This is a genomic window from Kitasatospora phosalacinea (genome assembly GCF_000717185.1).
Taxonomy (GTDB): Bacteria; Actinomycetota; Actinomycetes; order Streptomycetales; family Streptomycetaceae; genus Kitasatospora; species Kitasatospora phosalacinea_A.
The window spans coordinates 14,351-34,692 of the sequence record NZ_JNYE01000067.1 but is presented as its reverse complement, the minus strand read 5'-3'; the positions used below and the strand labels follow the sequence as shown (position 1 = coordinate 34,692).

At 74.5% G+C, this 20,342-nt stretch carries 15 protein-coding genes; 11 read left to right on the top strand and 4 right to left on the bottom strand.

The features are described 5' to 3' along the window. Positions 1–11: 11 nt before the first annotated feature. Together OO57_RS25630 and OO57_RS25625 are read left to right on the top strand one after the other, a co-directional pair. A complete protein-coding gene (locus OO57_RS25630) occupies positions 12–920 on the top strand; it encodes an ABC transporter substrate-binding protein (protein WP_033255016.1) in 909 nt (302 codons plus the stop codon). A gap of 5 nt (positions 921–925) precedes the next feature. Further along, positions 926–1,996 (top strand): LLM class flavin-dependent oxidoreductase, encoded by a 1,071-nt coding sequence (locus OO57_RS25625; protein ID WP_033255015.1) that lies wholly within the window; start codon positions 926–928, stop codon positions 1,994–1,996. A gap of 59 nt (positions 1,997–2,055) precedes the next feature. On the opposite strand, the gene OO57_RS25620 is transcribed toward OO57_RS25625, so the two are convergent. Beyond that, positions 2,056–3,045: an aldo/keto reductase gene (locus OO57_RS25620; protein WP_033255014.1), complete on the bottom strand. Its 990-nt coding sequence runs from the start codon at positions 3,043–3,045 to the stop codon at positions 2,056–2,058. Between the two features lie 141 nt (positions 3,046–3,186). Here OO57_RS25620 and OO57_RS25615 point away from each other — a divergent pair, with 141 nt between their 5' ends. Then, complete coding sequence (locus OO57_RS25615; protein WP_234337502.1) at positions 3,187–3,636, top strand: group III truncated hemoglobin; 450 nt, start codon at positions 3,187–3,189, stop codon at positions 3,634–3,636. 59 nt (positions 3,637–3,695) lie between these two features. On the opposite strand, the gene OO57_RS25610 is transcribed toward OO57_RS25615, so the two are convergent. Together OO57_RS25610 and OO57_RS25605 are read right to left on the bottom strand one after the other, a co-directional pair. Beyond that, positions 3,696–4,067, bottom strand: a complete 372-nt coding sequence (locus OO57_RS25610) for a hypothetical protein (protein ID WP_033255012.1) — start codon at positions 4,065–4,067, stop codon at positions 3,696–3,698. After that, the gene (locus OO57_RS25605; RefSeq protein WP_234337501.1) at positions 4,052–5,446 is read right to left on the bottom strand and encodes a thymidylate synthase; all 1,395 of its coding nucleotides are present in this window, start codon (positions 5,444–5,446) and stop codon (positions 4,052–4,054) included. Before OO57_RS25605 ends, OO57_RS25610 begins: the two co-directional genes overlap by 16 nt. A gap of 212 nt (positions 5,447–5,658) precedes the next feature. On the opposite strand from OO57_RS25605, the gene OO57_RS25600 reads away from it, so the two are divergent. Beyond that, complete coding sequence (locus tag OO57_RS25600) at positions 5,659–9,513, top strand: BTAD domain-containing putative transcriptional regulator (RefSeq protein WP_051778240.1); 3,855 nt, start codon at positions 5,659–5,661, stop codon at positions 9,511–9,513. Positions 9,514–9,520: 7 nt separating this feature from the next. Here the strand turns inward: OO57_RS25600 and OO57_RS25595 are convergent, their stop codons facing one another. Beyond that, positions 9,521–9,883, bottom strand: a complete 363-nt coding sequence (locus OO57_RS25595; protein WP_051778239.1) for a hypothetical protein — start codon at positions 9,881–9,883, stop codon at positions 9,521–9,523. Between the two features lie 211 nt (positions 9,884–10,094). Here OO57_RS25595 and OO57_RS25590 point away from each other — a divergent pair, with 211 nt between their 5' ends. The 7 genes from OO57_RS25590 to OO57_RS25560 all read left to right on the top strand — a co-directional run bounded on the left by OO57_RS25590 (position 10,095) and on the right by OO57_RS25560 (position 20,283). After that, the gene (locus tag OO57_RS25590) at positions 10,095–12,332 is read left to right on the top strand and encodes an MMPL family transporter (protein WP_033255011.1); all 2,238 of its coding nucleotides are present in this window, start codon (positions 10,095–10,097) and stop codon (positions 12,330–12,332) included. A 54-nt stretch (positions 12,333–12,386) separates the two neighbouring features. Beyond that, positions 12,387–12,746, top strand: a complete 360-nt coding sequence (locus tag OO57_RS25585) for a DUF488 domain-containing protein (protein ID WP_033255010.1) — start codon at positions 12,387–12,389, stop codon at positions 12,744–12,746. 67 nt (positions 12,747–12,813) lie between these two features. Next, positions 12,814–14,496 (top strand): aspartate-alanine antiporter, encoded by a 1,683-nt coding sequence (aspT, locus tag OO57_RS25580; protein WP_033255009.1) that lies wholly within the window; start codon positions 12,814–12,816, stop codon positions 14,494–14,496. A gap of 6 nt (positions 14,497–14,502) precedes the next feature. After that, positions 14,503–16,200: an aspartate-alanine antiporter gene (aspT, locus tag OO57_RS25575; RefSeq protein ID WP_033255008.1), complete on the top strand. Its 1,698-nt coding sequence runs from the start codon at positions 14,503–14,505 to the stop codon at positions 16,198–16,200. Positions 16,201–16,231: 31 nt separating this feature from the next. Then, entirely contained in the window at positions 16,232–17,884 is a 1,653-nt protein-coding gene (locus OO57_RS25570; RefSeq protein ID WP_033255007.1) for a bifunctional aspartate transaminase/aspartate 4-decarboxylase, read from the top strand. A 131-nt stretch (positions 17,885–18,015) separates the two neighbouring features. Beyond that, the gene (locus OO57_RS25565; protein ID WP_033255006.1) at positions 18,016–18,879 is read left to right on the top strand and encodes a universal stress protein; all 864 of its coding nucleotides are present in this window, start codon (positions 18,016–18,018) and stop codon (positions 18,877–18,879) included. Between the two features lie 231 nt (positions 18,880–19,110). Beyond that, positions 19,111–20,283, top strand: coding sequence for an alpha/beta hydrolase (locus tag OO57_RS25560; protein WP_033255005.1), 1,173 nt, complete (start codon positions 19,111–19,113; stop codon positions 20,281–20,283). Positions 20,284–20,342: the final 59 nt, after the last annotated feature.

Genomic DNA, 20,342 nt, shown 5'->3' with positions numbered 1-20,342 from the left:
AAGAGACCGCCATGACCGTCACCGTCGGTGTGCACCGCTCCAACCCATCCCTCTACCACCTGGCCCGACTCGACTACCTGCAGCAGGAGTTGGCCCCGCTCGGCGAGAGCGCCGAGTTCCACCACTACGCCGACGGCACCAAGACCGGCCCCTACCTGGCCGACGGCACCATCGACTTCGGCGGCACCGGCTCCACCCCGCCGATCACCGCGCAGGCCGCGGGCCACGACATCGTCTACACCGCCGTCTCCGCCCCCCGCCCCGACCACGGCGCGCTGCTGGTCGCCGCCGACGGCCCGGTGCACTCGGTCGCCGACCTCAAGGGCGGCACCGTGGTGCTGGGCATCGGCTCCTGGCAGACCCACCTGCTCGCCAAGGCCCTGCACCAGCACGGGCTCTCGTACCGCGACGACATCACCGCCGAACGCCCCGCCGGGGACGAGGCCGAGCGGCTGGCCGACGGCCGGATCGCCGGCTGGATCGCCCAGGGCGCCGAACTCGCCGCCGCCCGCCGCACCGGGAACTTCCGCGAACTGATCCGCACCGGCGACGTCATCACCGACCGCTCGGTGTTCTTCGCCCGCCGCGAACTCGCCGTCCAGCGGCCCGAGATCGTCGCCGCCATCGTCACCGCCCTGCAGCGCGCCGACCACTGGGCCGCCGCCCACCCCGCCGAGGCCGCCGCGATCGCCGCCGGGGACCAGGGCGGCGAGGCCGCCGACTGGCACACCGCCCTCGCCGCCCTGCCCTGGCAACTGGAGCCCGCCACCGCCGAGTTCGTCGCCGAGCAGCAGGAAGCCGCCGACATCCTCCACCGGGTCGGCTTCATCGACCGCGCCGTCACCGTCGCCGACATCCACCTGCCCGAGCTGGAGCAGCCCGTCGCCGACGCCGTCTCCCGTGCCACGAAGGAAGCCTGAGCACCGTGCCCACCGAAGTCCTCTGGTACCTGATCCCCCGCGAGGGCCACTACCCCTGGGAGCCCGAAGGCCGCCGCCCCGTCGACCTCGGCTACCTCCAGCACCTCGCCGCCACCGTCGAACGGCTCGGCTACACCGGCGCGCTGCTCGCCACCGACCAGTACGACGTGTGGACGCTCGGCTCCGCCCTGGCCGCCGCCACCGGCCCCGGCTTCCAGCCCCTCCTCGCCGTCCACCCCGGCCTGGTCTCGCCCACCCTGCTGGCCAAGATGGCGCTCTCCTTCGAGCACCTGCACGGCCCCGGCCGGCTCCGCTTCAACGTGGTCAACGGCTCCACCGACCAGCTGCGCGAGTACGGCCTGCACGTCGGGCACGACGACCGCTACCGGCTCTCCGCCGAGTACTGGCAGCTGGTCAAGCGCCTCACCAGCGGCGAAGTCTTCGACCACGAAGGCGAGTTCTACCAGCTGAAGAACGCCGGGGCCTCGCTGCGCGACCTGCCGCCGCTGCGCGAAGGACACATCCCGCTCTGGTTCGGCGGCTCCTCCCCGGCGGGCATCGAGGTCGCCGCCGAACACGTCGACGTCTACCTCACCTGGGGCGAACCCCCGCACCTGCTCAAGGAGAAGCTGGAACGCGTCCGCGAACGCGCCGCCGCCCACGGCCGCACCCTGCGGCTCGGCCTGCGCCTGCACCTGATCGTCCGCGACACCGAGGAACAGGCCTGGGCCGCCGCCGACCGCCTCCTCGACGTCACCAGCGAAGCCACCTACGCCCGCCAGCTCGGCGGCCGGGCCGGCGAGGACGGCGTCGGCTGGCAGCGCCAGTTCCGCCAGCACGGCGGCCGCGTCCCGGCCCGCGCCCGGGAGCTGGAGGCCCACCCCAACCTGTGGCCCGGCATGAGCCTGTTCCGCCCCGGACCGGGCACCGCCGTGGTCGGCTCCACCGACCAGGTCGTCGAACGGCTCCGCGAGTACCAGGAGTTGGGCGTGGACACCTTCATCCTCTCCGGCAACCCGCTGCTGGAGGAGGCCTACCGGGTCGCCGAGACCGTCCTGCCGAAGCTGCACCCCTGACCGCACCCGGGCCCGGGCGGGCGGCCGAACTCTCCCCGGCCGCCCGCCCGTTCACCGCCCTACTTGCTGAGCCGGTCGATCTCCGCCAGCTCCTCCGCGGTCAGCGGACCGGCCGCCAGCGCGTCCAGGTTCTGGTCCAGCTGCTTCACGCTCGACGCGCCGATGATCACCGACACCACCCGCTCGTCCCGCAGCACCCAGGACAGCGCCAGCTGCGCCAGGCTCTGCCCGCGGCCCTCCGCGACCTTCGCCAGCGCCCGCAGCTGGTCCAGCTTCGCCTCCGTCAGCGCCTCCTCCTTCAGGAAGTGGCCCACCGACATCCGCGAGCCCGCCGGGACGTCACCCGACAGGTAGCGGTCGGTCAACAGGCCCTGCGCCAGCGGCGAGTAGGCGATCAGCGCGGTCTGCGTCTCGCCCACCGCGTCCAGCAGCCCCTGCTCCGGCTCCCGGTTCAGGATCGAGTAGCTCGCCTGGTTCAGCAGGCACGGCGTGCCCAGCTCGCGCAGGATCGCCACCGCCTCCCGGTGCTGCTCCGCCGGGTAGTTGGAGATCGCCGCGTACAGCGCCCGGCCCGAGCGCACCGCCGTGTCCAGCGCCCCCATCGTCTCCTCCAGCGGGGTGGTCGGGTCCCACCGGTGCGAGTAGAAGACGTCGACGTAGTCCAGGCCCATCCGCTCCAGCGACTGGTCCAGGCTCGCCAGCAGGTACTTGCGGCTGCCGCCGTCCCCGTACGGGCCCGGCCACATGTCCCAGCCCGCCTTCGAGGCGATGAACAGCTCGTCCCGGAACGGACGGAAGTCCTGCGCGAACAGGTAGCCGAAGTTGCGCTCCGCACTGCCGTACGGCGGGCCGTAGTTGTTCGCCAGGTCGAAGTGCGTCACCCCCCGGTCGAAGGCCCGGCGCAGCACCGCGCGCTGCACCTCCAGCGGCTGGGAGTCACCGAAGTTGTGCCACAGGCCGAGCGAGACGGCGGGCAGCTGCACGCCGCTGCGCCCGGCGCGGCGGAAGGACATCGAGGCGTAGCGGTCTTCTGCGGGGAGGAAGCTCATGACCAGCATCCTGCCAGGTGGGGACCCCGACGGGACCAACGGCCCTGCCCGTGGACGCCCGGCCCGGCGTAGCCTGGCCGGACGGGCGCAGCAGCACGCCACCACCCGTGACAGCGCGTGACAGCACGAGAGGACACCGCCGTGGCACTGCCGGACATCACCAGCCGGGCCGACCTGGAACAGGCCCTCCGGCTCTTCTACCGCGCCGCCTTCGCCGACCCGCTGATCGGCCCGCACTTCACCGAGATCGCCCGCCTCGACCTGGAGGCCCACCTCCCCCGGATCACCGACTTCTGGGAGAGCGCCCTGCTGCGCACCGCCTCCTACCGCGGCAACGCGCTCGCCCCGCACGCCGCCCTGCACGCCGTCGCCCCGCTCACCGCCGCCCACTTCGGCCGCTGGGTCCAGCTCTGGCGCGCCACCCTCGACGGCCGCCACGCCGGCCCCGTCACCGAACGCGCCAAGGCCCAGGCCCAGCGCATCGCCGTCGCCATGCTGCGCCGCCTCGGCGAGGACACCACCGACGGCGGCCCCGGCGGCTTCGTCCCGCTCAGCGCCGTCCGCCTGGCCTCCGGCAGCGCCGCCGTCTGACCGCGCCGGGACCGCCCGGCCGGGCGCGCCGGTCAGGGGGGCGAGCCGACGGCGCCGGGCTACGCGTCCAGGTAGTCGTGCTGCGGCGGGGCCGGTACGCACAGCAGTGTGCCGTCGCGCAGCTGCCACTCCGTCGCGCCGTCCACCTCGTGGTGCACCCGGAACAGGCCGACCACCCGGTCGTCGTCCTCGTCGGACGCCGGGAGGGCCGCGACCTGCCGCAGCACCTCCCGGACCGCGTCCTCGTACCCGGCGCGTCCGCAGGCGGCGAAGAACGCCGTCATGGTCCACATCGTCTGCCCGGGCGGGAAGCTCCACCCGCCCCGGTAGCGGCCCTCCCGGGCCCCTTCGGCCTCGGCGATCCCCTGCACCAGCGGCAACTGCCGCTCGTCGCACTCCACCCAGCCGCGGATCGTCACGTACGTTCCCATGCGGGCAGTCTCCCCGCGGCCCGTCCCCCCGGGCACGCGGTTTTCCGCCGCCGGCCGGGTCGGACCACGCCCACCAGCACGATCACCAGGGCGGGCAGCGCGACGAAGACGGTGCCCAGGTAGAGGGCGAGCACCCAGCGGCGCTCGGCGGCGACGCGGGCGAGGTTCTCGGCGCAGAACAGCGGGACGGGGCGCAGCAGCGGGAGCACGTAGATCAGCAGGATCGCGAAGAGGTTGTAGACCAGGTGCACGAAGGCCGCCTGCAGGCCGATCCGGGCGTCCGGCCCGACGCCCGCGAACGCCGCGAAGACCACCGTGAAGGTGGTGCCCAGGTTGGAGCCGACCACGACCGGGTACACCTGCGCGGGCGTCAGGACGCCCGCCCCGGCGAACGGCACCAGGACGGAGGTGGTGATGGTCGAGGACTGGGTGACGACGGTGACGCCCATGCCCGTCGCCATCGCCAGGTAGGCGTTGCCGCCGACGGCCCGGACCAGCACCTCGCGGGCCCGGCCGACCATCAGCAGCTTCAGCAGCCTGCCCAGGTAGCGGACGGCGACCAGGATCAGCACGGCGCCGATCACGATGACGGCCAGCGGGCCGAGCGTGCTGTCGATGTGCGCGGTCGCCCGGACCACCGCCTGCTCCACCGGCCTGGTCAGCGCCCGGACGAAGTTGAAGTGCGCCGGGTTCGGCAGCCAGTCCGTGCCGTACAGCGCGTCGGTCAGCCGGCCGCTGATCCGCTCCAGCGGGTGCCAGAGCAGCTCGACCGGGAAGAAGACCAGCAGCGCGAGCCAGTTGTAGAAGTCGTGGACGGTCGAGGCGCCCAGCGCCCGGCGGAACTCGGTGCGGTTCCCGATGAAGGTCAGTGCGACCAGGCTCGTCGTCACGGTGGTGCCGACGTTCGCGCCCAGGATGACCGGGACCGCCCCCTGGATGGGCAGCGCGCCCGACCCCACGGCGGTGACGGCGATCGCCGTCGTCGTGGTCGACGACTGGATCAGCACGGTGCCCAGGACGCCGACGCTCAGCCCCACCCACGGGTTCGCGGCGAACGCGAACATGGTGTGCGCCGCGTCGCCGCCCAGGCCCGCGAAGCCGCTGCTGATGATGCTCACGGCGCAGACCAGCAGGTAGATCAGCCCGGCGACGCCGCACCAGCCGAGGGCCTTGCCCCAGGCCGGGAGCGGGACCACCGGGTCGCCGGGGTCGAGCGCGGGGGCCGCGGAGGGTACGGGGGTCGCGGGGGCCGCGGAGGGCACGGGGGTCGCGGGGGTCGCGGGAGCGTTCTCCGGCGGGCCGTCGGCAGGGGTGCGCCCGGAGGCGCCACCCCCGGGGTGGCCGTCGTCCGGGCTGCTGTCGGATGGGGCTTCCGCCATGGGCCCAGGCTACGAGCCCCAGGCGGAGCACCGGCGCGGCCGGGTCGCTGGGGTACCACGGACGGCCGCCCCGGCCGCCCCGGCCGCCTCCCCGCCCGGAGCCCGCTTGGAGTCCACTTGGAACGCAGGTCGGCGGCGGTGGCGCGGCGCCATCGCATAGGCTCGACCCCACGATGGTGCGGATCACTGTGCTTGGGACACTGACGGCGCAAGTGGCGGGGGCCGCCACCCGGTTGGGGGGCCCGCGCCAGCGCGGCGTGCTCGCCCAACTCCTGGTCGCCCGCGGGGCGGTCGTCCCCGCCGACCGGCTGGTCGACGACCTCTGGGACGGCCGCCCGCCCGCCAAGGCCGCGGCCTCCCTCCAGGCGTACGTCTCCAACCTGCGCCGCCTGCTGGAGCCCGAACGCGGCCCCCGGCAGGAGGCCCGCCTGCTGGTCAGCGAGGCGGGCGGCTACGCGCTGCGCGGCGTGCGCACCGACGCGCAGGAGTTCGAGGAACTCCTCGCCGACCCGCACCCGCGCCCGGAGGGGGAGGGCGAGGGGGAGGGGGCGGAGCGGCTGCGGCAGGCGCTCGGGCTCTGGCAGGGCCCGGCGTACGGCGAGTTCGCCGACCGGCCCTGGGCCGCCCCCGAGGCCGCCCGCCTGGAGGAACTCCGCACCGCCGCACGGGAGTCCGCCGTCGAAGCCGACCTCGCCGCCGGACACGCCCGCACCGCCGCGCAGGACGCCGCCGCCCTCGTCGAGGACCACCCCCTGCGCGAGGAGGCCTGGCGCCTGCTCGCCCTCGCCCTCTGGCACGGCGGCCGCCAGGCCGAAGCCCTCGCCGCCGTCCGCCGGGCCCGCAGCTACTTCGCCGCCGAACTCGGCCTCGACCCCGGCCCGCTGCTCACCGCCGTCGAATCCGCGATCCTGCACCAGCGCACCGAGGAACTGGCCCCCCGCCGCACCCCGCCCCACCGGACGCCCGCAACCGGCGGGGGAGCGGCGGAACCCGCCCCCGCCCCCGCGCGAGGAGACGCGGTCGGGGCCGTGGGGCCTGCTGCCGGGGCTGCTGGGGGTGTTTCGCTGCCTGGCGGGGGCGCGGTTGCCGAGGCTGGTGCTGCGCTGCCCGGGGCTGGTGCGCTGGGTGGGGCCGCAGGCCGGGCCGTGGGGCCTGCTACCGGAGCTGTCGGGGGTGCTTCACTATCCGGCGGTGCTGCGGTTGCTGGGGTCGGTACGCCTGATGGGGGCGCGGGGGGAGTGGTGGGGCCTGCTGCCGGGGGTGCTCCGCTGCCCGGCGCGGCCGCGGTTGCCGGGGGCGGTGCTGCGCTGCCCGGGGCGCCCGGTGGGGGAGTGGTGGGGCCTGCCGTCGGGGCTGCCGGGGAGGCCGGGGACGTTCCGTCGTCCGGAGGGGCCGCCGCCCGGAGCGGTGGCGCGGCTGCCCGGGGCGGCGCCGTCGTCCCCGGGGCCCGTGCGCTCGGCCGGGCCGCCGGCTCCGCGTCCCCGCCCCTGCTCCCGGTGGCCGCTGCCGTCGGGTCCGGTGCCGGGCGGGCGCAGGTGTTCGTGGGGCGGCAGGGGGAGTTGGCGGCGCTGGCGGGGGCGGCCGGGCAGGCGCGGGGCGGGGTCGGGTTCGCGCTGGTGAGCGGGGAGGCGGGGGCCGGGAAGTCGACGCTGCTGGGGCGGTTGCGGGAGCAACTGGGCGCCGTGGGCTGGCGGGTGGTGACCGGGCGGTGCCCGGAGAGCGCGGGCGCCCCGGCGGCCTGGGCGTGGACGGAGGTGCTGCGCGAGCTCGCCCGGCACGAGCCCGCGGTCGCGGCCGACCCGCTGCTGGCCCCGCTGCTCGCCGACCCGGAACTGACGGACCGTCAGGACGCGCGGTCGGGCCGGTTCCGGCTGCACCGCGCGGTCGTCGCCCGGCTGCACGCCGCCGCCCGGACGGAGCCGCTCGCCGTCCTGCTGGACGACCTGCATGCGGCCGATCCGGAAACCCGGGAACTGCTGGGCGAGTTGGCCGCCGACCAGGCCGCCCCCGGGGCGCCGGGCGGGCTGCTGGTGGTGGCGGCGCTGCGCCCGGGCGAGGGCGAACTCGCGGACGTACTGGCCAAGTTGGCCCGTAGGTCACCGGTCCGGGTGTCGCTCGGCGGGCTCGCCGAGCCCGACGCCGGGCGGCTGATCGAGGCGGTGTGTGCCGGGCCCGTCCGGCCGGAGACCGTCCGGGCGCTGGCCGAACGCACCGGCGGCAACCCGTTCTACCTCGCCGAGAGCGCCCAACTCCTGGCGCTGGAGGACGAGTCGACCGCGCTGCGGCAGGTCCCGCAGGGGGTCAGGGACGTGCTGCGCCGCCGCTTCGAGCGGCTGCCCGCGCCCGCCGTCGACCTGCTGCGGCTGGCCGCCGTCGTGGGCCGGGAGAGCGACGTCGACCTGCTGCTGCGGGCCGGGGAGCAGGACGAGGACACCGCCACCGAGGCGGTCGAGGCGGCCGTCACGGGCGGTCTGCTGCTCGAACCCCGGCCCGGCACCGTCCGGTTCGCCCACGTGCTGGTCCGCGACACCCTGTACGCGGACCTCGGCGGCCTGCGCCGGGCCCGGCTGCACGGCCGGATCGGGCACGCGCTGCACGACCTGCGCCCCGGTGAACTCACCGCGCTGGCCCACCACTTCACCCAGGCCGCGACCGCCGCCACGGCCGCCCTAGCGGTCGACCACTGCGTCCGCGCCGCCGAGGCCGCCGAACGGCGCTACGCCCACGCCAGCGCCGTCAACCTGCTCCGGCAGGCCGTCGACAACCTGGAGCGCGCCGCCGAACGGCCCGGCGAGGACCGGGCCGCCCGCCGGATCGACCTGCTCGGCGCGCTGCTGCGCGCCCAAGTCCGTGCCGGGCAGGTCGCCGCCGCCACCCGCACCAAGGCCCGTGCGCTCCAACTCGCCCGGGAGAGCGGCCGGGAGGAACTCCTGGTCGCCGCCTGGACGGCCTGGACCGAACCCACCCCGTGGGTCACCCACCCGTACGGCGCCCTCGACCAGGAGGCCGTCGACCAGCTCACCCGGCTGCTGCGCCGCACCGACCTGCCGCCCGCCACCCGCTGCCGACTGCTCGACGCGCTCACCCAGGAACTCGACTGCGCGGGCTCGCCCGAGGCGATCGACGTCGGGCGGGAGGCCGTCGCGATCGCCCGCGCCGAGGGCGACCCGCGGCTGCTGTGCCTGGCCCTCGCCGCCCAGGCCCGGGCCTGCGACCACGAGTTGGCGCCCGTCGACCGGGCCGCGCTGGCCGTCGAACTCGCCGCCCTCGCCACCGAGCACGACCTGCCCGCCTACCGCTGGCACGCCGAGCACCTGGCCGCCACCGCCGCCGCCGTGCGCGCCGACCTGCCCGCGCTGCGCCGCCACATGGCGGCCGGGGAGGAGATCGCCCGCCGCTACGGGCTGGCCGAGTTCGTCGACGTGGTGCTGTTCCAGCGCGGCATGCTGGAACTCGCCGCCGACCGCGTCGAGGAGGCCGTCGCCCTCTACGAGCAGGCCCTGACCGGCCTGCACGAACGCGGCTCGCTGCACGCGGACGGCCTGGGCGCGCTGATCCGGATCGTGATCGCCCACCGGCAGGGCCGCCTCGCCGAGATGCTGCCGCTGATCCAGCAGCACCACGCCCAGTACGGCCCGCTGATCGCCGACGTCACCGCGCTCGCCCTGCACGCCGCCGGGCACGACCCGGCGGAGGTCCGGCGGGCCCGGGGCGAGTACCAGGGGATCCAGGCCGACTACTTCCGCTCGCTGTTCCTGCAACTGCGCGCCGACCTGGTCATCGCCCTGGACGAGACCGAGGAGGCGGCCCGACTCCTGGACGAGATGCGTCCGTTGGCCCACCTGGTGGCCGGTGCGGCGTCCACCTCGGTCGCGATCCGCCCGGTCGCCCTCACCCTCGGCGAACTCGCCCGGTACCTCGGCCGCACCGCCGAGGCCGCCGGACACTTCCGGCGGGCCGCCGAGGTCGCCCGCCGCTGGGAGGCCCCCGGCTGGGAGGCCGAGGCCCGCACCGCACTGGCCGCCCTCGACCCCGGCCCCGATCCCGGCCCCGGCTCCGGCGGGTGAACCGGCCCTACTGCCGCCGCGCGGACAGGTAGGCGGCGTAGGAGATCACCGACGGCACCGGCACGTTGAGCGCCCCCGCCCTGGTGGTGAGCATCTCCTCGTCGCCGAGGATCCGCCCGCTGTCCCGGTCCATCACGAAGGTGCACCGGGCGGGCAGCCCGCTGCCGTTCGACTCGGCGGAGAACGCCCCGCCGGGCCGCCCCGCCCGGTCGGTGACCGAGCCGTCGTAGGACAGGCCCGGCAGCGCGGCGACCAGCCGCAGCACGGCGGCCCGCTGCCCGGGGGCCAGCACCTGGGCGCGCAGCAGCCCGCGCAGGGCCTGGGACAGGCCGGAGGCGCTGTCCACGGCGGGGGTCGACGCGCGCAGCATCGCGCGCAGCGCCGCCGCCCGCGCCGGAGCCCGCCGCCGAACCGGCCACCTGGTGGGCGGAGTTCCGCGAGGGGGCGGACACCCCGCCGTTCTGACCAGCCCGGTCGGCCCGGCCCGGCCCGGACTTGGAACGGCCGCCAAGCGGGCTCCAAGAGCCGCCTCCCACACTGGGGTTCGACACCGCATCGACCACTCCACGGAGGCTTCTGCAATGTCCACACTCCTCGGCCGCCTCGGCGGGGCCGCGGCGGCCCGGCCCTGGCGCACCATCGCGGCCTGGGCGCTGCTGATCGTCGCGGTCCTCGGCCTGGCGCAGGCGTTCGGCGGCGAGCCGCGCGACAACTACCGGATCCCCGGCACCCCGTCCACCGCGGGCATGGACCTGCTGAACGAGCGCTTCCCCGAGACCTCCGGCACCAGCGCCCGGGTGGTCGTCCACGACCGCGGGGGCCGGGCGCTGCCCGCGGAGGCGCTGGCCGCGCTCCGCGGGAAGCTGGCGGAGGTGCCGCACGCGCTGTCGGTGAGCGAGCCGATACCGTCCCGGGCCGGGGACACGGCGCTGCTGACGGTCGGTTACGACGTGAAGGTGACCGCGTTCAAGGACGCCGAGGGGCTGGACGCGCTGCGCGCCGCCGCCCGGGCCACCACCGACGCCGGGTACCAGGTCGAGTTCGGCGGCGAGCTGCCGGAGAACTTCGGCGCCCCGAACGGGATGGCCGAGGCGATCGGCATGGGCGCCGCGCTGGTGATCCTGGTGGTCGCGCTCGGCTCGGTCGTCGCCGCCGGTCTGCCGCTGCTGGTCGCGCTGGCCGGGATCGGCGTCGGGACGGGGCTGATCACGCTGCTGTCGGCCGTCACCGACATCAGCGGGATCGCCCCGACCGTGGCGTCGATGGTCGGCCTGGGCGTCGGCATCGACTACGCGCTGCTGCTGGTCGCCCGGCACGTGGAGGGGCTGCGCCGGGGCCTGGACGTCCGGGCGGCCGCGGCCGAGGCGAACGCCACCGCGGGCTCCTCGGTGGTGGTGGCCGGGGCGACGGTGCTGGTGTCGCTGTTCGGCCTGAAGCTGGCGGGCCTGTCCACCTACGCCTCGTTCGGCTACGCGACCTTCGCGACGGTCGGCGCCGTGATGCTGGCCGCCCTGACGCTGGTGCCCGCACTGGCCGGGCTCTCCGGCCCGCGCCTGCTGCGCCGCGCCGAGCGCCGCGCCCACAGCGCCGCCCCCGCCGCGACCGTCGGGGCGCCGCCCGCCGCGGCGCCGCCCGCCGCGGCGACCGCCTCCGTGCAGGCCGCTCCCGCGCAGGCCGCCCCCGCGGCGACCCGCACCGAGCGCTGGGCCCGGCTGGTCGGCCGCCGCCCGGTCGTCGCCACGGTGCTCTCGCTGGTGGTGCTGCTGGGCCTGGCCGCCCCGGTGCTGGGCATGCGGACCTGGCCGCAGGACGCGGGCAGCCAGGCGTCCGGCAACACCACCCGCAAGGCGTACGACCTGGTCGCCGAGGCGTACGGCCCGGGCGCGAACGGGCCGCTGCTGCTGGCGGTCGACCTGGACCGGCTGCCGCGGTCCGAACTCCCGGCGCTGGAGCAGGAGCTGACGGCCGACCCGGGGGTGGCCGCGGTGCAGCCGGCCCTGGTCAACGCGGCGGGCGACGCCGCCGTGGTCAGCGTCCAGCCCCGCACCGGCCCGCAGGACGAGGCCACCGCGAAGCTGCTGAAGCGGCTGCGCGCGGACGGGCTCCCGGCCGGGGTGCAGGTCACCGGTCAGGTCGCGGCCTTCTCCGACATCTCCGACCGGCTCGCGCAGCGGCTGTGGGTGGTCGTCCCGTTCGTGGTGGTGCTCTCGCTGGTCCTGCTGACGGTGCTGTTCCGGGCGCCGGTGGTCGCGGTGAAGGCCGCGGCGATGAACCTGCTGTCGGTGGCGGCCGCGTACGGGGTGATGACGGCGGTCTTCCAGCACGACGCGGGCGCGAAGCTGCTCGGGCTGCCGCACGCGGTGCCGGTCTCCAGCTGGGTGCCGATCCTGATGTTCACCATCCTGTTCGGCCTGTCGATGGACTACGAGGTGTTCCTGCTCTCCCGGGTCCGCGAGGACTGGCTGGCCACCGGCGACGCGCGCGGCAGCGTGGTGCGCGGGCTGTCCTCCACCGGGCGGGTGATCAGCAGCGCGGCGGCGATCATGGTGGCGGTGTTCACCGGCTTCGCGATCGACCCCGACATCACGGTCAAGATGATCGGCGTCGGCATGGCGGTGGCCGTCCTGGTCGACGCCACCGTGGTCCGGATGGTCCTGGTGCCCGCCACCATGACCCTGCTCGGCCGCCACAACTGGTGGCTGCCCCGCTGGCTGGACCGCCTCCTCCCGCAGCTGCGGATCGAGCACGGCGACGCCCCCGCCCCCGTCCCCGCCCCCGTCCCGGCCCCCGCCCCCGCCGGGCAGCCGGTCGAGGTCTGACCCCGCCCGCGCCGCTCCCGCTCCCCGGGCCCCGCCGTGCTTACGGTGGGGCCCGTGGGCGTACGGGTGGAGCGGGTGTACGGGGCGCCGGACGGCGGCGTGCGGGTGCTGGTGGACCGGCTGTGGCCGCGCGGGCTGCGCAAGGAGGACGCGCAACTGGACCGCTGGGCCAAGGAGGTGGCGCCCTCCGCGGAGCTGCGCCGCTGGTTCCACGGGCCGGAGGGCGAGTACGCGGAGTTCGCCCGGCGCTACCGGGCGGAGCTGGAAGCGCCGGGCGCGCAGCGGGAGTTGGACGGGCTGTGCGCGTCGGCCGGGAGCGGGGAGCTGGTGCTGCTGACGGCGGTGAAGGAGCCGGGGCGCAGCCACGCGCAGGTGCTGCTGGAGGCGGTGCGGGAGCGGCTCCAGCAGGGATGATGATCATGGCGCCGCGTTCAGGCGTGTTCAAACGGACATAGCGCCGCAATTCGGCTCTAATACGCTCATGAGCCTCCTGCGTGAGAACGCCGTTCTCGCCCTCTTCTTCTGCCTGGGACTGGGCTACCTGGTCGGAAAACTCCGCGTCGGACCGATCCAACTGGGCGGCATCTGCGGCGTCCTGATCGTCTCGATGCTGGTCGGCGCCCAGGACGTCTCGGTGAACGCCGACGTCAAGAACGTCGCCTTCGCCCTGTTCATCTTCTCCCTCGGCTACATCGCCGGCCCGCAGTTCTTCGCCAACATGAACGCCAAGGGCCTGCGCTTCGGCGTGCTGTCCGTCATGGAGGCGGTCGTCGTCGTCCTGATGGCGCTCGGCATCGCCGAGGCCTTCGACCTGGACGTCGGCACCGCCGCGGGCATCCTGGCCGGCGCGGCCACCGAGTCCGCCGCCGTCGGCACCGCGCAGGACGCGATCGCCAAGCTCCCCGGCATCACCGCCGACCAGACCACCCAGCTGCAGGCGCACGTCGCCACCGCCTACTCGGTCTGCTACCTGTTCGGCCTGATCAGCATCGTCCTGCTGACCAGCCAGCTGTTCCCGATGCTGATGCGGATCAAGCTCCCCGAGGCCTCCCGCGAGGTCTGGGAGAAGATGCGCGGCGAGGGCGGCGAACTGGAGCCCGGCGAAGCCCCCTCGCTGCCCGCCCTGGTCGGCCGCACCTACCTGGTCTCGCAGGGCGAGGGCACCCGGATCAGCCAGGTCCAGGAACGCTCCGGCCAGCTCGTCACCGTCGAGGCCGTCCAGCGCGGCGGCAAGAAGCTCGGCGTCGACGACGACCCGGTGCTGCGCCGCGGCGACCAGGTGCTGGTGGTCGGCCGCCGCGCCGCCGTACTGGACGCCGGGCACGAACTCGGCCCCGAGACCAGCGGCGTCCCCGGACTGGACAGCCCGATGGCCGTCCGCCAGGTCGTGGTCACCAGCAAGGAGGTCGCCGGACGCACCCTCAACTCCGTCCGCGACCAGGACCGCGACGTCACCGGCGGCGTCTTCCTCACCGACATCCAGCGCGTCGACCACCACCTGCCCGCCGTCGGCGAGACCGAGGTGCACCGCGGCGACACCCTCACCGTGATCGGCGCCCGCTCCCGGGTCGAGAAGTTCGCGAACAAGGTCGGCGCCACCGTCCGCTCCGACACCGCCGACTACATCTACATCTCGCTCGGCATCTGCCTCGGCGTCCTGCTCGGCAAGGTCAACGTCCACTTCGGCGAGGTCAACCTGACCCTCGGCACCGGCGGCGGCTGCCTGATCTCCGGCCTGGTCTTCGGCTGGTTCCGCTCGCTGCGCCCCACCTTCGGCGCCTACCCGCCCGCCGCCGCGCAGACCATGAAGGACCTCGGCCTGGCCATGTTCATCGCCGTCACCGGCATGGCCGCGGGCCCCGACGCCGGGCCGCTGCTCAAGCAGTACCCCGTCCTGCTGCCGGTCTCCGGCATCCTGATGGTCGTCGTCCCCGCCTTCCTCGGCCTGTTCATCGGACGCCGCTTCCTCAAGATCGAACCACCGATCCTGGTCGGCGCGATCGCCGGACAGCAGTGCTCCACCCCCGCGATCACCGCCGTCGGCAACGTCGCCCAGAGCAGCGTCCCGATGCTCGGCTACACCATCACCTACACCATCTCCAACTTCCTGCTGCCGCTGACCGGACCGCTACTGGTCGGTCTGGTCGGCCTGGGCGGGGGGTGAGGACCCGTGGACTGGATCACCGACCACGTCTTCAAGCCCTACCCCGAACTGCTGATCTTCCTGACCGTCGCGATCGGCTTCCTGGTCGGCCGGCTGCACTGGAAGGCCATCGGCCTCGGTGCCGTCACCGGCTGCCTGATCGCCGGGCTGTTCACCGGCTGGGTGACCGAGGTCGAGGTCAACGGCACCGTCAAGTCGGTGTTCTTCATCATGTTCCTGTTCGCCCTCGGCTACAAGGTCGGCCCGCAGTTCTTCCGCGGCCTCAAGAAGGACGGCCTGCCGCAGGTCGCCGTCACCGCCGCGGTCTGCCTCAGCGGCCTGGCGATCTGCTGGGGCTTCGCCGAGATGCTCGGCTACGGCCCCGGGCTCGGCGCCGGACTGCTCGGCGGCGCGCTCACCCAGTCCGCCGTCATCGGCGTCGCCCAGGACGCCATCGGCGGCCTGCCCGGCCTCAGCCAGGACCAGATCACCGCCCAGCAGAACCTCGTCCCGATCGGGTACGCCGTCACCTACCCGCTCGGCACCATCCTGTGCGCGATCCTGCTGGCCAACATCGCCCCCCGCTTCCTGCACAGCGACCTCGCCGCCGACTCCCGCGAACTCGCCGCCGAACTCGACGCCCCCGCCGACGACCCCGACCTCGCCGAGGGCTACTACGAGGTCGTGCTGCGCGCCTACACCGCCGTCAACGGCCCGATCGGCTCCACCATCGAGCAGTTCGAACAGCGCGAGCAGGCCGCCGGACGCCGGGTCTACCTCACCCGCGTCCGCCGCGACGGGAAGATCCTCGACCACGACCAGCAGACCGTCGTCGAACGCGGCGACGTGCTCGCCGTCAGCGCGCTCCGCCACGACCTGGTCGAACTCGACCCGACCACCGCCATCGGGCCGGAGACCGACGACGTCGAACTGCTCGGCTACCGGACCGAGCACCTGCACGTCGTCGCCTCGGAGAAGGACCAACTCGGCAAGACCATCGCCGAGTTGCGGCGCGAGCCGTTCATGGTCGGCGTGTTCGTCGACAAGGTCTACCGCTCCGGCGCCGAGTTCCCCTACCGGCTCACCACCGAGGTCGAACGCGGCGACACCCTGCTGCTCTCCGGCCCGCAGCGGCTGGTCGGACCGGCCGCCCGGGCGATCGGCAAACCCGTGCCGACCAGCTTCGCCACCGACATGACCTGGGTGGGCCTCGGCATCTTCCTCGGCGGCTGCATCGGCATCCCCGCCCTCACCCTCGGCGGCGTCCCGATCAGCCTCTCCACCTCCGGCGGCGCGCTGATCATGGGCCTGGTCTTCGGCTGGATCCGCGGCAAGTACCCCACCTACGGCAACGTGCCGCCCGGCGCCCAGTGGTTCATGGACACCCTCGGCCTGTGCGCCTTCGTCGCCATCGTCGGCATCAACGCCGGACCGAGCTTCACCAGCGGCCTCTCCCAAGCCGGTTGGGGCCTGCTGCTGTGGGGCGCCGTCGCCACCGTCGCCCCGCTGGTCGTCGGCCTGCTGATCGGCCACTTCGTGTTCCGGATGCGCCCGCCGATCCTGATGGGCGTGGTCGCCGGGGCCCAGACCACCACCGCCGCGATCGGCGCGATCAACGAAGCCTCCCGCAGCCAGATCCCCACCCTCGGCTACACCATCCCGTACGCGGCAGGAAACGTCCTGCTGACCATCTGGGGCGCCGTCATCGTCGCCCTGCTCGGCTAGGACCCAGTCGTCCCCCGGAAGGACCCGCACCATGAGCAAGCCGTCGATCAGCCGCGAGGAGATCCAGCGCCTCTCCCGGCTCAGCCCCTTCGAGCTCAAGGGCGAGTTCATCGAACTCGCCCAGCGCTACCAGGCCGACGAGCCCGGCCAGAAGGACAAGACCACCGTCCACATGCTCAACGCCGGGCGCGGCAACCCCAACTGGGTCTGCACCGGCCCCCGCGAAGCCATGCTCGCCCTCGGCCACTTCGCGCTCGCCGAGTCCCGCCGGGTCTGGACCGCCGACAACCTCGGCGGCATGCCCGAACAGGACGGCATCGCCGCCCGCTACGACCACTTCGCCCGCTCCCACCCCGAACTGCCCGGCATCGACCTGCTCACCGCCTGCACCGGCCTCGCCGTCGACCGCTTCGACCTCGACCGCGACGCCTTCCTGCACGAACTCGTCGACGCCGCCATCGGCGACAACTACCCCGTCCCCGACCGGATGCTGACCTGCGCCGAACAGATCGTCACCGGCTACCTCCAGGACGAACTGATGGACCGCAGGCCCCCCGAGGGCCCGTTCGACCTGTTCGCCACCGAGGGCGGCACCGCCGCCATGTGCTACGTCTTCGACTCCCTGATGAAGAACGGCATCCTGCACAAGGGCGACAGGATCGCCCTGATGGTGCCGGTCTTCACCCCCTACATCGAGATCCCCGAACTCGACACCTACGAGTTCGACGTCGTCCAGGTCCAGGCGTCCTCCTTCGCCGAGGCCGGCGTGCGCGAATGGCGCTACCCCACCGAGGAGGTCGCCAAGCTCGCCGACCCCGCCGTCAAGCTCGTCTGCCTGGTCAACCCCAGCAACCCGCCCTCCCTCGCCCTCTCCCAGCGGGTCACCGACCAGATCAAGTCCATCGTCGCCACCGACAACCCCGGCCTGATCATCGTCACCGACGACGTCTACGGCACCTTCGTCGACCACTTCCGCAGCATCGCCGCCGACCTGCCCCGCAACACCCTGCTCGTCTACTCCTACTCCAAGCACTACGGCGCCACCGGCCACCGCCTCGGCGTCATCGGCCTCCACCGCGACAACGTCATCGACGACGCCCTCGCCGCCCTCCCGCAGGCCGACAAGGACCGCCTCGCCAAGCGCTACGGCAGCCTCAGCCTCGACCCCGGCAGCATCCGCTTCATCGACCGCCTGGTCGCCGACTCCCGGCAGGTCGCCCTCAACCACACCGCCGGGCTCTCCCTCCCGCAGCAGGCCCAGCTCACCCTGTTCTCGCTCTTCGCGATGCTCCCCGAGGGCAAGGCCTACAAGGCCAAGGTGCAGGCCGTCGTCAAGCAGCGCCTCGACCTGCTGCTCGAAGGCTCCGGCATGAAGATCTCCGAGGACCCGCAGCGGGCCGGCTACTACGTCGAGCTCGACCTGCTCGCCGAGGCCGAACGCACCTCCGGGCCCGACTTCGCCGACTTCCTGAAGAGGAACTACGAACCCACCGAGCCGCTCTTCCGCCTCGCCGAGCAGACCGGCGTCGTCCTGCTCAACGGCGGCGGCTTCGACGGCCCCGAGTGGTCGGTCCGGGTCTCCCTCGCCAACCTCGACGACCTCGACTACCTCAAGATCGGCCACCACCTGAAGACCATCTTCGACGACTACCGCGCCGAGTGGCAGGCCGCCGGGGGCGAGTGACACCCCCGCCGCACCGGTCCGGGCCGCCCCCAGCGGGCGCGGCCCGGACCGTCCCTGTTTGTCGGGGCGGGGGCGGGCGGCGCATGCTGGAAGGGGACGGCCGGGGCGACCACGGGGCCGAGGAGTGCGCCATGGAGATCAGGGCAGCGAACGGAGTGGTGGCAGGGATCGACGGCTCGCCGCCCGCGGCCGAGGCCGCGGAGTGGGCCGCCAGGGAGGCCGAGTGGCGGGGGACGGGCCTGCACCTCGTGCACGCCGTCAACACCGGCACGGTGACGCTCTCCCCGCGCGCCGGCGCCACCGTCACCGACCTGATCCTGCGGGAGGCCGCGGAACTCCTGGACGCCGTGCAGGCCACCCTGGAAGCCGCCCACCCCGGACTGCGGATCACCGGGGACGTGGTGCCGCGAGACGCCGCGGAAGCCGTGCTCACCGCCGCCGAGCACGCCTCGCTCGCCGTCCTCGGGACGCGCGGCCACGGCGGCTTCGCCTCCCTGCTGCTCGGCTCGGTCAGCCTGCGGGTCGCCGCGCACGCCGCCTGCCCCGTCACCGTCGTCCGCGGCGCCGAGCACCCCGACGGGCCGGTGCTGGTCGCCGTCCACGACGAACGCGACGCCGCCGCCCTGCGCTTCGGCTGCGAGACCGCCGCCCGCCGGGGCCTGGCGGTGCGGGCCGTGCACACCTGGTCACCGGTGGTGGCCGACGTGGGACGGATGGCGCCGATGGTCGACGAACTCGGCGAGGAGGCCCAACTGCACGAGCAGCTGCTGCGCCGCACCTGCGACCCGGTGCGCGAGGAGTACCCGGCCGTCGAGGTGGAGAGCCACCAGCTGACCGGCGGCACCGCCGCCACCGTGGTCGAGGCCTCCCGCACCGCCGCCCTGGTGGTGCTCTCCCGGCACGACCCCGCACCCCGCTTCGGCCTGCGGCTGGCGACGCCCGTGCACGCCGTCCTGCACCACGCGCACTGCCCGGTGACGGTCGTCCCGGTCTGAGCCGGCCGGCCCGGCCCAGGAAGCGGAAGCCGTCCCGGGAGGCCGTCCCGCGCCGGACCCCGGGGCTGCGTCCGGGCGCCGCCCCGGCAGCGGGCATACTGCTTGGCGCACGTGCGCGAGGCACGTCGCACGCACCGTCACGGCCGCGCCGGGCCCGTCCTCCTCCCTCCGGCCCGCGGACGCGCGCCGCGGACGGGGACCGGCAACGGAAGGCACGGGGGACCACGGGGCATGGGGCTGACCAGCACGACACTGCTGCTGTTCACGGTCGAGATCGCGGCGGCGGCGCTGGGAGCCACCGTCTGGTGGTGGCCCGCCCTCGCCCGGCAGCACTGGCGGGCCGTGCTGGGACGGATCGGCATGCTGCTCGGCAGCCAGCTCGCACTGCTCGCCGTGATCGGCCTGCTCGCGAACAACTACTTCTCGTTCTACAGCAGTTGGAACGACCTGCTGGGCACCGGCCCGGACGCCCCGGTCGCCGTCCGGGCCGCCGCCGCCCCCGGCGGCCCGTCCGCCCCCGCCACCCCCAGCACCGAGCCCGACCCGCCGGACCTCCCCGTCCTGCCCGCCCGGGAGACCGGCCGCGAACCCGTCAACACCGCCGGGCCGCGCGACCCGCAGCGGGTCGGCGAGATCCGCGCCGTCAGGATCCCCGGCGCCCGCACCGGACTGAGCACCGACGGCTACGTCTACCTGCCGCCGCAGTACTTCCAACCCGGCAACGAGCAGCGGAAGTTCCCCGCGATCATCGCCATGACCGGCTTCCCCGGCGACGCCAAGGCCCTGATCACCCGCTTCAACTACCCCGGCGTCGCGCTCGACGAGATCCGGGCCGGACGGATGCGGCCCACCGTCATCGTGCTGATGCGGCCCTCGCCCGCGATGCCCGCCGACTCCGAGTGCGAGGACGTCCCCGGAGGGACGCAGGCCGGCACCTACTTCACCAAGGACGTCCCGCGCGCGATCGCCGCCGCCTACCGGGTCGCCACCGGCCCCGGCAGCTGGGGGATCATGGGCAACTCCACCGGCGGCTACTGCGCCGCGAAGCTCGCCATGCGGCACCCCGAGGTGTTCGCGGGCGGCGTCTCCATCTCCGGCTACCTCAGGGCCGCCGAGGACGTCACCACCGGCGACCTGTTCAAGGGCAGCGGACAGCGCCGCGACGAGGCCGACCTGCTGTGGCGCCTGCGCAACCTGCCCCCGCCCGCCACCGGCATCATGCTCAGCGGCGCCGAGAAGGGCGACGGCGACTTCCGCACCGAGGCCGCCGCGTTCGCCGCCGCCGCGAAACCGCCGCTGGCCGTCGCCGTGGCCACCGTCCCGGAGGGCGGCCACAACTACACGACCTGGATCAAGCTGCTCCCGGCCGGGTTCCAGTTCCTGTCGCAGCGCCTGGCGGCCTGACGGCCCGGCGGCCTGACAACCCGGCGGCCTGACAGCCCGGTGGCCCGGTGGCGCCGGAA